We start from the raw sequence: 12,938 nt of genomic DNA on the forward strand, positions 1-12,938 counted from the left end.
GGAGGCCCCGTCACCCCGTCCGCGAAGCGCTGCTCCCAGCGCGGGCTCCCATCCTTCATCGACAGCGCCAGCACCCGCCCGGGACGCGTGGCCACGAAGACGGTGTCGCGCTCCGAGTCCAGCCCCACCACGTCCGTCACCGGCTGCGACCAGCGCGCCACGCCGCTCTCCGGATCCAACGCCCACAGCCCGGACGCCCCCAACGCCACCACCAGCACGCCCTCCACCAGCACCGGCGCGGGGTGCGGCGCGCCCACCGGCCGGACTCCGGAGCCTGGAAGGGGGCCTGGAGCGGGGGCCAGCGGCGCGGCACTGGCCGGCTCGCGCGGTTCGGTCTCCTTCGGCGCCGGCCGCCTCCAGCGCACCTGCCCGGAGTCCACCGCCAGGGCGAGCACCTCGCCGTCGGGCGCCACCAGGAAGACGGTGCGCTCCGCGTCGTCCACCACCGGGGGCGTCAGCACGGGGAATCCGCCCCCCAGGCGCCAGCGCTCCTTGCCGTCCTCCATCGTCAGGCAGACGACGTCCCCCACCACTGTTCCCGCGATGACCGCGCCCCCGGCGACCACGGGCGCGGTCGCCACCTCGCGGCCCAGTCCGACACGCCACACCGGCCTGCCCTCGCGGTCCAGGCGCAGCACCGTGCCTGCCTCGTTGCCCAGGAGGACGCCGTCCGCCAGGGCGACGAGCCCCGTCCGGGACGACGCGTCACTGGAGAAGCGGAAGGCCTCGTCCACCGGCGACCGCTGACACGCCATGACGGCCAGCGTCAACGTCAGGCACGGCAACAGGGGCAGGCGTGGACAGGCGCGAGACGGCATGGTTTGGGGGAGGATGACGCAAGCAAGGAACTTCGACCATGCCCACGATTCGTGAAGACGAAACCCCCAACGCCACCGGCATTCCGTCCTCCGCCCGGCGCTCGGACATCATCCCTCCCCCCATGCTCGCGGTGACGGAGGAGCTGCTCCACGCGCTGCCCAAGACGGACCTGCACTGCCACCTCGATGGGTCCATGCGCCTGAAGACCATCCTGGAGCTCGCCGAACAGCAGAAGGTGAAGCTGCTCGCGGACACCGAGGACGGCCTGGCGAAGGCCATCCACATGGGCCAGGTGTGCAAGAGCCTGGAGGAGTACCTGGTCGCGTTCGACGTGACGCTCTCCGTCCTCCAGACCGCCGACGCCCTCTACCGCGCCGCCTACGAGCTGGCGGTGGACGCCGCCGCGGAGAACGTGCGCTGGCTGGAGGTGCGCTACTCGCCCGCGCTTCACCTCCAGAAGGGCCTGAAGATGACCACCGTCATCGACTCCGTGCTGGAGGGCCTGCGGGCCGCCAAGCGTGAGACGGGCATCAAGTGCGCCGTCATCGTCTGCGGCATCCGCCACATCAACCCCCAGACGTCCATGCGCCTGGCGGAGCTGAGCGTCGCGTACAAGAACCGCGGCGTCGTCGGCTTCGACCTGGCGGGCGCCGAGGCCAGCTTCCCGGCCAAGGACCACCTGGACGCCTTCCGCCTCATCCTCAAGAACAACGTCAACTGCACCGCCCACGCGGGCGAGGCCTACGGCCCCGAGTCCATCTCCCAGGCCATCCACTCCCTGGGCGCGCACCGCATCGGCCACGGCACCCGGCTGCGCGAGGACGGCGACCTGCTCAACTACGTCAACGACCACCGCATCCCCATGGAGGTCTGCCCGTCCTCCAACGTCCAGACGGGCGCGGTGACGTCGCTGGAGTCGCACCCGCTCAAGTTCTATTTCGACTACGGCCTGCGGGTGACCATCAACACCGACAACCGCCTCATCACCGACACCACCGTGACGAAGGAGCTGTGGCTCGCCCACCGCGAGCTGGGCCTGTCGCTCGAGGACCTCACCACCATCATCGTCTCCGGCTTCAAGAGCGCCTTCCTGCCGTTCCGGGAGAAGCAGGACATGCTGCGGCAGGTGAACCAGGAGATCGCCACCACGCTCGCCGCCTTCGAGAAGCGCCCCTCGGCCGTGCGCAAGCAGGCCTGAGCGCGCCCCGCCCCGCGCCGCCCGGTGTGACTCACGGGCGGCAGGTGGTCGTTTGTCCTGGCGCGCGGGGCCCGGGCCCGGGTGGAATGCAGGGATGATGGACGACCCCCAAGGCACACCGGACCCTGGCCCTGCTCGCGCGAAGGCAGCCCAGGACCTCTCCGTCCCCGCCATCCTCATGCTGGTGATGGGCGGCTTCTGGTTCCTGTACTCGCTCTACGGCATGGTGGGCAGCTCCGGCTCCTCCGAAGCGCAGATGGACGCCATCAACGCCGCCCTGGCCCAGTACCCGCCGGACCTCCAGGAGAAGATTCGCGGCATGCTGGGCGCCTTCACGTCGCCTGGCTTCCGCATCCTGAGCTCGCTGCCCGGGCTCGTCCTCAACGGCCTGGTCGTCTTCGGCGCGTGGAAGATGAAGAACCTGCAGACCTACGGCCTCGCGATGACGGCTGCCATCCTCAGCTGCGTCCCGTGCTGCGGGCCGTGCTGTGGCCTGGGGCTCATCCCGGGCATCTGGGCGCTGGTGGTGCTCAACCGCCCGGACGTGAAGGCCGCCTTCCGCTGAGGCCGGCTGCTGCACGTGCGCGGGGCGCCCCGGGATTCAAGCCGGGAGCGCCCGCGCGGAGACCGTCAGGTGACCTTCATCCCCTTGGGGATGACGACGACGCCGCCGGAGGTGACGTGGAAGCGGCGCTTGTCCTCCGCCGCGTCGTAGCCAATGGTCATCCCGGGCGGGATCTCCACGTTCTTGTCGATGATGGCCCGCTTGATGCGGCACCTGCGGCCGATGGTGACGTTCTCAAAGAGGAGGGAGTCCTCCACCTCCGAATACGAGTTCACCCGCACCTTGGGCGACAGCACCGAGCGGTGCACGCTGCCGCCGGAGATGATGCAGCCCTCCGCCACCAGCGAGTCCGTCGCCTTGCCCACGCGCTTGTTGTCCGCGTCCGCGAAGACGAACTTCGCCGGCGGATAGTTGTTGGGCTGCGTGTGGATGGGCCAGCGGTCGTTGTAGAGGTTGAAGATGGGGTCCACCTCCACCAGGTCCATGTTGGACTGGTAGTAGACGTCGATGTTCCCCACGTCGCGCCAGTAGCCGCGCTCCTTCTCCTCCTGGCCGTCCAGCGTGTTCTGGGCGAAGTCGTACACGTACACGGGCTCGTGCTTGTACAGCTCGCTGATGATGGACTTGCCGAAGTCGTGCGCGCTCGCCTCGTCCGCGGCGTCCCGCACCACCTCCTTCACCAGCGTGTCGGTGGTGAAGAGGTAGTTGCCCATGGACGCCAGGCACATCTTCGGGTTGCCCGGCATGGGCGGCGGGTCCTTGGGCTTCTCCAGGAACTCCAGCATGCGCCCGTCGGGCCCCACCTTGATGATGCCGAACTCGCGCCCCTGTTCGATGGGGACCGGGATGGCCGCCACCGTGCACGCGGCCTTCCGTTCGATGTGGAAGTCCAGCATCTTGCGGACGTCCATCCGGTACACGTGGTCCGCGCCGAACACGAAGATGTGGTCCGGCTCCTCGTCCGTGATGATGTTGAGGTTCTGGTAGATGGCGTCCGCGCTGCCCTTGTACCAGTCCAGGCCGGTGCGCATCTGCGCGGGCACCGCCTCCACGTAGTGGCCCAGGAACGCCGTCATGCGCCACGCGCGTGACAGGTGGTTGTTGAGCGAGTCGCTCTTGTACTGGGTCAGCACCTTCATCCGGTACACGCCGGAGTTGGCGAAGTTGGAGAGCACGAAGTCGATGATGCGGTAGCGCCCTCCGAAGGGGACCGCGGGCTTCGCGCGCTCGCGCGTCAGTGGCTCCAGGCGCGTGCCCGCGCCTCCCGCCAGAATCATGGCCAGCAGCTTTGACATAGGTGCCGGCCACGTTAGCCCCCGCCCGCCGTCCCACAATGGCCGTGCGTGCCCTTGCGGCCCTTCCGTTGAATGCCCAACCGCGAGGGGGGCCCCCTGGTCCAATTCTCGTTCCGGTTTCAGAGGATGTAGGAGGACCGACGCCACCTGGTACGTCCCCCGGCTTGCGTGGCTTCCCTGGACCCTCCGTGCTAGCGTGGGCGGCGCGATGTCTGGCGACCAAACCCGAGTCACCAAGATCTCCAGCCTCACCCCGGGACCCGAGCGCGGCACGGAGTGCTGTCTCGTGCAGATCCACGGACCGGAGCTGGGCAAGAAGTACGTGCTGGAAGAGACCGAGTTCACCATCGGTCGCGACCAGCACAACCACATCGTGGTGGACCTGGACAACGTGTCCCGCCGCCACGCCCGCATCTGGGGTCGCCAGGGGAAGATGTTCGTGGAGGACCTCCAGTCCACCAACGGCACCTACCTGAACGACAAGGAGGTGCTCCAGGCGCAGCCCCTGCGCAGCGGGGACCTGGTGAAGGTGGGCGGCTCCATCTTCAAGTTCCTCGATGGCGACAACATCGAGACCCAGTACCACGAGACCATCTACACGCTGACCATCGCGGACGGTCTCACCGGCATCAACAACAAGCGCTACTTCCTGGAGTACCTGGAGCGGGAGATGGGCCGCTCGCACCGGTACCAGCGCTCGATGTCGATGTTCATGTTCGACATCGACCACTTCAAGCAGATCAACGACGTGCACGGCCACCTGGCCGGCGACTACGTGCTGCGGGAGATGGCGCAGTCCATCAAGAAGCTGGTGCGCCGCGAGCAGTGCTTCGCCCGCTACGGCGGCGAGGAGTTCGCCGTCGTCATGCCCGAGGACGGGCCGGACAAGGCGCGCATGTTCGCGGAGAAGATCCGCAAGCTGGTGGAGGACAAGGTCTTCACCTTCGAGGACAAGGAGATTCCGGTCACCATCTCCCTGGGTGTCGCGGAAGTGGCGCCGGAGATGTCGGAGCCCACCCAGTTCATCAAGGTGGCGGACATGAACCTCTACAAGGCCAAGAAGACGGGCCGCAACCGCGTGGTGGGCTGAAGCACATGGCCGCCGAAGCGGGTGGGCCGTCCTTCCTGGCCCGGTTCCTCCTCGTGCTCCTGGGCATCGCCTTCTTCGGCGCCGCCTGGGTGTGGGCTCGCAAGGACACCGACCCGCGGGCCGCCCGGCTCGTGGAGCGCGTGAGCGGCAAGCCGCAGCAGGGCGCGGCGTCCCCTTGAGCAGGGGGACACCGCGTCCCGTGCCTCAGGTGCCTTCGCGCGTCCCGGCCAGCAGGCCGCGGGTGCCCGGCAGGCTGCCCGGCGGCATCTTCCCGTAGAGATACTGCACTGTGTCCAGCAGGGTCTCGTGGACGTCGCGGGCCTTGAAGCCCAGCTCGCGCTCGGCCTTGGCGGGCTCCAGGAAGAACCAGTGCTCGCCAATCTCGACCTCCTGCGGGTCGAGCTTCGACACGGTGCCGCGCACCTTCGCCCATTGCTCCAGGAGCCTGCCGCCCCAGATGTTGAGCTCGCGGGGCAGCTTCATGCGCGGGGCGGGCACGCCGGTGAGGCGCTGGAGCCGGTCGAAGAAGTCCGCGAGCGACATGTTCACGCCCATCAGGTGGCGGCCGTACACCTCGCCCCGGGTGAGCGCCTGCACGAAGGCGTCCGCCGCGTCGCGCGCGTCCACGAAGGACAGGCCGCCGCCGGGCATGGACGGAATCTCCCGGTTGAGGAACTTCACCACCGTCCAGGTGGAGGAGAGCCGGTCATCCCCGGGGCCCATCAGCAGGCTGGGGTTCATCACCACGAGCGGGATGGCGTGCTTGCGGCAGTACTCCAGCGCCAGCTTCTCCTCGTAGATCTTCGACAGGTAGTAGGGCCAGTTCGCGACGGTGGTGATGGGGTAGTCGTCGTCCTCCGTGCCCACGCGCTCCTCCTTCGACACCGCGATGGTGCCGGAGGTGGAGCCCAGGATGACGCGCTTCACGCCCGCTTCGCGCACGTCGCGCAGCAGCTCGCGCGTGCAGTCCACGTGCAGCTCGTACATCCGCCGCGCGTCCTTGCCCTGGAAGGAGACGAGCCCCGCCAGGTGGTAGACGGCGTCCACGCCCACGAGCGCGCGGCGCACCGCCTCGCGGTCCTTCAGGTCGCCCTGTTGGACTTCCGTGCCGGCGAAGCCAGCGCCCGTGGGCTTGTTGCGCGCGATGAGGCGCACGTCATGGCCCGCGGCCACCAGCCTGGGCACCAGGTGCGTGCCCAGGAACCCCGTGCCTCCAGTGACGAGCAGCTTCACGAGTCCTTCCCTCCCGACAGGGCGCGGGCGGGCGGGGTGAAGTCGCGGTCAGCGCCCACCTGCTCCAGGTCCAGCACCTTGCCCGCGCGCAGGGAGCGCACCGCCTCCTCCGCGATGTGCGTCACGTAGCGGTAGCCCTCCGAGCGCGCCATGCCCTGCGCCCGGGCCTTGAGCGTCGCGTGCTCCAGCGCCGGACCCACGTGCACCTCCAGCTCCTTCGTCTTCGGGAACATGGAGCCCTTGGGCAGCGCCTCGTAGGCGCCGTGGATGTAGAGCGGCAGCACGTCCACCCCGTAGGTGAGCGACAGGTAGCCCAGCGTCGGCTTGAACTCCATCAGCTCCCCCGTCGTGGAGCGCGTGCCCTCCGGGAAGATGAGGACGTTGAAGCCCTGGCGGAGCGCTTCACCGGCCACGCGCAGGGACTCGCGCAGGGAGCCCTGCCGGTCGATGGGGATGAGGTGGGTGAAGTTCTCGAACCAGGCGCGCTTGAGCGGCGTGTCGAAGAAGTAGTCACGCGCGGCCAGCGACACCATGCGCTCGCCCTGCTCGCCCAGCACCACGCGCACCAGCCCCGCGTCCAGGTGGCTGGCGTGGTTGGCGATGACGAGGAAGTTGCGGTTCTGCGGGATGAACGTCTTGCCCGTCACCTTCACGTCGAAGACGCCGCCGTAGAGCACCTTCTGCCCGAAGGACAGGAGCTGCCGGCCCACCGCGGACACGGCCTCGGGGACGGGGATCTCCTTCTCCTCCGCGCGCTCCTGCTCCTTGAGGATGTCGCGCGCCCGCGTCTCCTGCGACGGCCGGCGGCCGGACGCCACCACCAGCTTGCGCAGGTCCTCCACCGTCTGCACCTGCGTCAGGTCTTCAATGGCGGGCAGCGGCACGCCCGCGCCCTCCAGCGCCACGGACATCTCCGTGAGCATCAGCGAGTCGAAGCCCAGGTCGCCAAGGAGCTGCGCATCCGGACGCACGTCCGACGCCGGGCGGTGGCAGACCTCCGCGATGAGCGGGTAGAGCCAGTCCGCGACACCGCCGGTGGACGTCGCCTGCGCCTGCGCCTTCTCCTTCACGCGGCCCGCGTTGGCGGCCACGCGATCCAACCGCTGCAGCTCCTCCACCACGCGCTTGCGCTTCACCTTGCGCGTGGACGTGCGGGGCAGCTCGCCGTCATAGAAGCGCACCAGCTTCACGCGCCGGTAGAAGGGCATGCCCGCGCTCACCTTGCGGAAGTGCTCCTCCAGCTCGTGGCGCACCTCCTCGCGAGGACGGTCCTTGAAGTCCGGCACGCACAGGCACGCCACCTTCTCGCCGCCGGACTCGTCCGGGAGGCCGACGATGGACAGCTCCTTCACGTGCGGGTGCTCCTGGTACAGCTCCTCCAGCTCGTCCGGGTAGACGTTCTTGCCGTTGGCGTCGACGATGACGTCCTTGGCGCGGCCCATGAGGTACAGCCGGCCCTCGTCGTCCATGCGGCCCAGGTCGCCGGTGTGCAGCCAGCCTTCCTTGACCACGGCCTCGGTGGCCTCCCGGTCACCGAAGTAGCCGGCCATCACGTTGGGGCCCTTGGCCAGCACCTCGCCGATGCCGTCGTTGTCCGGCGCGAGGATGCGGAACTCGATGCCCGGCAGCGCCTTGCCCACCGTGCCCTTGGTGCGCTTGTTGGTGGCCTCCGACACCGCCAGCACCGGCGCGGCCTCCGTCAGGCCGTAGCCCTCGCGCATCGTGAAGCCCAGCTCGTGGAAGGCCTGGTGCACCTCTTCGGACAGCGCGGAGCCGCCCGACACCAGCACCTTCACGCGCCCGCCGAACTTGCGGTGCACCGGCCAGAACAGCAGCTTGCCCAGGTTGAGGGAGCTCCTGTTGCGCAGCTCCCCGTTGGCCGCCATCAGCGCCTTGAGCGCCTGCTCCACCACGGGCGGTCGCGCCGCCATCTCCTGGGTAATCTTCCGGTGCAGGAGCTGCCAGAGCGCGGGCACGCCAATCATCGCGGTGACGCGGCCCGTCTCGAAGACGTCGCCCAGCCGGTCCGACGTGAGCTCGTCGATGTACGTGATCTCCGCGCCGCGCGAGAACGGCGTGAGGAAGCCGGCGGAGAATTCAAACGTGTGGTGCAGCGGCAGCACGGACAGCACGCCGTCGCCCACGCCCACGTTGAACGCGCCCGCGAGCTTGGCCACGAGCGACGTGAAGTTGCGGTGCGTGAGCATCACGCCCTTGGGCGTGCCGGTGGTGCCGGAGGTGAAGATGACGCTCGCCACGTCATCGGGGGCCGCGGACTTCTTCACCGGCCCGATGCGATCCGGGTACGCCGGGTCGCCCGTCATCGCCTCCGCGAGGCTCGTCACGCCGACGCCTTCACCCAGCGCGCTGAAGAGGCCGGGGAAGTCCTCGGCGGCCTGCTCGGACACGAGGCACTGCTTCGCCTCCGCGCGCTTCGCGATGTTGACGACTTCGGCTTCCGTGAGGGCGGGGTCCACCGGCACCACCGTGCCGCCGGCGCGCAGGATGCCGAAGTAGCAGATGGCCCACTCGGGCCGGTTCTCCGACACCAGCAGCACGCGGTCCCCGCGCTTCAGGCCCGCGGCCAAGAGGAAGCTGCCCACGCGCGCGGCGTAGCGGTGCACCTCGCCGAAGGTGAAGCGCTCCTCCTTCTCGCCCGCGGCCATGCGGAAGGCCACCCGGTGGCGCCACGCGTGCACGGTGGACTCGAACAGCTCCAAGAGGTCGCGCGACGCGGGGATGGCGGTGCGCTTCTCGCGCTCCTCGTCCAGGCCCGGGAACACCCACTTCTCCAGGCCGGGCAGGTGCGTGCCCAGGAAGTACTCGCGCCAGTTGATGCGGTCCGGCGCCCAGTCGATCTTCGCGCGGTCCGCGGGCACCATGCGCTCGTAGACGGAGCGCGTGTTGTCGCAGCGGAAGACGTACCGGTTCTCCCAGAGGAAGGGCAGGAACAGGTCGATGAGGCCGGTGAGGCTTCCGGCCTGCGACTCCACCTCGTCCAGCGCGAGGCGGGCCTTGTCCACCATCGCCTGGATGCGCGGCGCGCCCCACGAGGGCCGCACCTCGTCCAGGGTCTTCTTGAGCAGCTTCGCGCCCTTCATCAGCATGGGCGCGCTGAGCAGCTGGAACTCCTGCTTGCTCACGGGCTGCGGCTCGATGCGCGAGCGCAGCGAGTTCACGAACGAGTTGCCCGTCTCGCGGTTGCGGTAGAAGCGGCGGCGGTAAAGGCCCACCAGCTCCACGGACCGGCTCGCGAGGAACGGGTTCACGTCACCGGAGGCCAGGTGGTAGACGCGGCGCTCCTCCACCTGGATCGCGTGCGCGGTGATGCCCAGCGTGGCGCCCGCCACCTGGTCCACCGGGATGATGTCCAGGATGGCGTGGTCCCCTGCCGGGATGCCGCGCTGACCCTTGATGCCCGCGTACGCCAGCGGCGCGGACGTGGTGAAGCCCTCGTTCCAGCCGGGGAACGGGAAGTGCGCCGCGCTCTCCACGATGGAGGGGCGCACGATGGAGTAGCGAAGGCCCGGCGTGCCGGCCATCACCTGTTCGCCCAGGTGCTTGGTGTACGTGTACGTGTTGGGCCAGCCCCAGTGCTGCGCGCGCTCCATGCCCGCGCGCACCAACTCGCCGGACAGCCACAGCTTGCGCTCGCGGCCGACGGCGAGCCGCAGGGTCTTCTCGTCGGTGGCGTCGCGGCCTTCCTCCTCCAGCCGGTCCAACGCCTTCTGGCGGAAGATGGACGTGAGCGCCTTGTCATCCGCCTGCTGGCGCAGCCGGGCCACGGTCTTCTCCGCGTCCGCCAGCTCCTGCTCCAGGCTGAAGTCGCGCCCGTCCATCTCCTCCATCTTCGGGAAGTAGCCGGAGACCTGCTCGTCCTCGAAGACGAGCCCGCTGCGGTTGCCCGCGACGAAGGCGGTGGACATGTGGATGAGCGGCACCGCCCACCGCAGCGCCAGCGCCACCGCGTTCTTCACGCCGTGGGTGTTGACGTTGAGGCCCACCTCCAGCGACGGGTTGAAGGACACGAGCCCCGCGCAGTTGACGATGGCGTGCACCTGCCCCGTCAGCTTCGCGACGTCCGCCTCCTCCAGGCCCACCCAGGGGTCGGTGATGTCGCCGTCCAGCACGATGCACTTCTCGCGCAGGTACGCCATCGCGCCTTCGTCCCCCAGCCTGTCGCGCAGGGGCTGGAAGGGTTCGCTGGGGGCGACCTTGTCGAAGAAGCGGTGCTCCGCGGACGCGGCGCTGCCCTTGCGCACGACGACATAGACGCGGTCCAGCACGTCGCCGTAGTGGGAGAGCAGCATCGACAGCGTCACCTTGCCCACGAAGCCGGTGGTGCCGACGAAGACGATGCGCTTGCCGGTGAAGACCTCGGTGACGTTCAGCTCGGAGGGCGTGCCCATGTCCGTGTGCGACCCTTTCACTTCACGTCCACCATCACCGTGGGCGCGATGCGCAGCAGGCTGATGGACGCCGAGCGCCCCATGAAGCCGCGCGCCTCTTCAATCGCCTCGGAGAGGGTGTCGGTGCGCTCCCAGCCCAGCAGGGCCGGGACGTGGTTGTTCTCCGCGCCCGCGACAATGACCTTGCCCACGTGCTGGCGGCCATTCTCGCCCCAGTACCACATGTAGAACGGGTGCACGCCGTGGTAGGCGTTGCCCTTCCTGTACAGGTGCACGTAGCTGGGGTTCTCCGCGAACTCCTTCTCGTACTTGTGCTCCAGCTTCATGGAGTCCCGCGTCTCCGGCAGCAGCCGGTGGAAGAACTCGATGTAGCTGGGGTGCTGCACGGGGTCGAACTCGTCGTAGGCCGGGTGCAGGAGGATGAGCACGCCGCCCTTCTTCACCAGCGGCACGCCCCGGTTGAGGTTGTAGAAGTACCCAAGCCCCATCACCTGCACGAGCAGCGGGTTGAGGATGGAGTTGACGCTGTAGGGGCTGACGAACGGGATGGGGAAGATGACGATGTCGCTCTGTCCCTCCACCGGCACCACGTACTGCTTCCAGCTCTGCTCCAGCGTCTTCTGGTGCGTGGGCTCCGTGGCCCCCGCGAACACGCCCGTCACGTCATAGGGCGCGGGGATGGCGTTGAGCACCTTGCGCGCCGCGGCCCGGGGCAGCTTGGACAGCGTGAAGCGCAGGGCCTGGAACTTCAGCCGGTCCGCCTCCGTGTAGTCCTCCTCCTTCTTCGCGAGGAAGTCCGTGGGCGCGCCGAACATGCGGTTGTTCAGCGTGGTCTCGATGTGGAAGACCTTGAGCGTCTGGTCGATGACCGTCCCGATGCGCGTGTTCTTCGTGTAGAGCGCGGAGGCCTTCGGCTCCATGTAGCTGTCGGAGTCGCGAATGGTCTTCGGGTTGTGGTGGTGCCGCAGCGACGCGTAGTTGGTGACGCCCGTGCCCATGGACTTGTGCCCGCCGTTCATGGGCACGAAGTTGATGTTCACGTAGACGATGAGGTCGCTCTCCGCGACGCGGCGGTTCACCGCCACCACCTCGTCGTGGCTCGTGCGCTCCAGCTCCGTGATGCCGTCCGGGTCTTCCGCGTCGTGGTTGTAGTAGCGGTCCGGGTAGTAGGCGTCGAAGATCTTCTCGCCCACCATCCGCTTCATCTCGCCTTCGGTCATCCGGCGGTGGAGCGCGTTGGCGATGACCAGGTGCACGTCATCCACGCCGGAGTCCGCGCACAGCTCCAGCACGACCTCCAGGATGGACTGGCGCACGTCGGGCGTGACCATGGGCGGCAGCGGTACGCTGATGTCGTCGATGACGCAGGTCAGCCGCATGCCGGGGCGCAGGAGCGCGTGCAGCGGGTCCATGCCCTCCGGGTGGTTGATGGCCCAGCGGATGGCGGCCTTCACGTTGGGCACGCCCTCCAGCGGGGGGCGGGGGAAGATGACCCGGGTGCCCACGGGCAGGTCTTCCTGCAGGAAGCCCTCGCCGTAGAAGAGCGCCCGGGGAGGGCTGCCCTTCTCGGTGATGACCACCTGGCTTTCCTCGTCGTACAGCTTCTGGAGCGTCTTGAGCGGGCGCATGGGCGTGGGCCGGGGGGAAGGAGGGGGTTACTTCAGGTCCAGGATGGGCCAGTTGTACGCGCGCGCGAGCGAGCGCAGCCGCAGGTCCGGGTTCACCGCGGTGGGCCGTCCGACGACGGCGAGCATGGCGTAGTCGGAGGCGCTGTCCGAATAGCCGTGGCACTGGTTGAGGGCCAGGCCTTCCTTCTCGCAGTAGGCGCGGATGGCGTTGGCCTTGTTGGCGCCTTCGATGATGGGCGGAATCACCTTGCCGGTGGCCTTGCCGCCCACGAACTGCATCTTGTTGGCGATGACGTCGTCGCAGCCCAGGTGCCGGGCCAGCGGGTGCATGGTGAAGTCCAGGGCCCCGGTGACGAGCACGATGCGGCAGCCGGAACGACGCGCCTCGTCGATGAGGTCCTGCGTCTGCTCGTAGAGCGCGGGCTTGAGGACGTCCTCGAACATGTCCTCCGCGATGGTGACGAGCCGGTCTTCACTGAGGCCCGCGTAGTAGCGGTAGAAGAACTCGTTGAAGGCCTTGCGGTTGACGGCATCCAGGATGCCGAACACCGGCAGCCCCAGGGCGGTCCCCAGGGTGCGGCCCGCGATGCCCCGGAGCGAGCCCCGGTTGGTCGCGTAGTAGGCATAGACGTGGACGATGTTCGTCCGGACCAGCGTCCCGTCGACGTCGAAGAAGGCTGCTTTGGCGGGCACTTTGGGGG

Annotated in this window: 10 protein-coding genes; 4 read left to right on the forward strand and 6 right to left on the reverse strand. The window is 68.6% G+C overall.

What is annotated here, in order from left to right; all coding sequences use genetic code 11:
• Positions 1–755: outer membrane protein assembly factor BamB family protein (locus D7V93_RS24640; protein WP_244237488.1), on the reverse strand; the 755-nt coding region annotated here is incomplete at its 3' end.
• A 101-nt stretch (positions 756–856) separates the two neighbouring features.
• On the opposite strand from D7V93_RS24640, the gene add reads away from it, so the two are divergent.
• Together add and D7V93_RS24650 are read left to right on the forward strand one after the other, a co-directional pair.
• Positions 857–2,017 carry an adenosine deaminase gene (add, locus tag D7V93_RS24645; protein ID WP_120645733.1) on the forward strand — a complete coding sequence of 387 codons (1,161 nt, stop codon included), beginning with the start codon at positions 857–859 and terminating at the stop codon, positions 2,015–2,017.
• A gap of 94 nt (positions 2,018–2,111) precedes the next feature.
• A complete protein-coding gene (locus D7V93_RS24650) occupies positions 2,112–2,582 on the forward strand; it encodes a hypothetical protein (protein ID WP_120645734.1) in 471 nt (156 codons plus the stop codon).
• A gap of 65 nt (positions 2,583–2,647) precedes the next feature.
• On the opposite strand, the gene glgC is transcribed toward D7V93_RS24650, so the two are convergent.
• Positions 2,648–3,877: a glucose-1-phosphate adenylyltransferase gene (gene glgC, locus D7V93_RS24655; RefSeq protein WP_120645735.1), complete on the reverse strand. Its 1,230-nt coding sequence runs from the start codon at positions 3,875–3,877 to the stop codon at positions 2,648–2,650.
• A gap of 208 nt (positions 3,878–4,085) precedes the next feature.
• On the opposite strand from glgC, the gene D7V93_RS24660 reads away from it, so the two are divergent.
• Both D7V93_RS24660 and D7V93_RS45915 read left to right on the forward strand, forming a co-directional pair.
• Entirely contained in the window at positions 4,086–4,967 is an 882-nt protein-coding gene (locus D7V93_RS24660) for a GGDEF domain-containing protein (RefSeq protein ID WP_120611128.1), read from the forward strand.
• Between the two features lie 5 nt (positions 4,968–4,972).
• Positions 4,973–5,146: a hypothetical protein gene (locus tag D7V93_RS45915; protein WP_167509493.1), complete on the forward strand. Its 174-nt coding sequence runs from the start codon at positions 4,973–4,975 to the stop codon at positions 5,144–5,146.
• Positions 5,147–5,171: 25 nt separating this feature from the next.
• On the opposite strand, the gene D7V93_RS24665 is transcribed toward D7V93_RS45915, so the two are convergent.
• The 4 genes from D7V93_RS24665 to D7V93_RS24680 are packed head-to-tail and all read right to left on the reverse strand — an operon-like array spanning position 5,172 to position 12,930.
• Positions 5,172–6,200 (reverse strand): NAD-dependent epimerase/dehydratase family protein, encoded by a 1,029-nt coding sequence (locus D7V93_RS24665; RefSeq protein ID WP_120645736.1) that lies wholly within the window; start codon positions 6,198–6,200, stop codon positions 5,172–5,174.
• Positions 6,197–10,609: an AMP-binding protein gene (locus D7V93_RS24670; RefSeq protein ID WP_120645737.1), complete on the reverse strand. Its 4,413-nt coding sequence runs from the start codon at positions 10,607–10,609 to the stop codon at positions 6,197–6,199. The genes D7V93_RS24665 and D7V93_RS24670 overlap by 4 nt, the downstream gene beginning before the upstream one ends.
• A gap of 17 nt (positions 10,610–10,626) precedes the next feature.
• Positions 10,627–12,237, reverse strand: a complete 1,611-nt coding sequence (gene larAH, locus D7V93_RS24675) for an NPN-dependent hydroxyacid isomerase, LarAH14/15/16 family (protein WP_120645738.1) — start codon at positions 12,235–12,237, stop codon at positions 10,627–10,629.
• Between the two features lie 27 nt (positions 12,238–12,264).
• Positions 12,265–12,930, reverse strand: coding sequence for an HAD family hydrolase (locus tag D7V93_RS24680; protein ID WP_120615466.1), 666 nt, complete (start codon positions 12,928–12,930; stop codon positions 12,265–12,267).
• Positions 12,931–12,938: the final 8 nt, after the last annotated feature.

The organism is Corallococcus llansteffanensis (assembly GCF_003612055.1).
Classification (GTDB): Bacteria; Myxococcota; Myxococcia; order Myxococcales; family Myxococcaceae; genus Corallococcus; species Corallococcus llansteffanensis.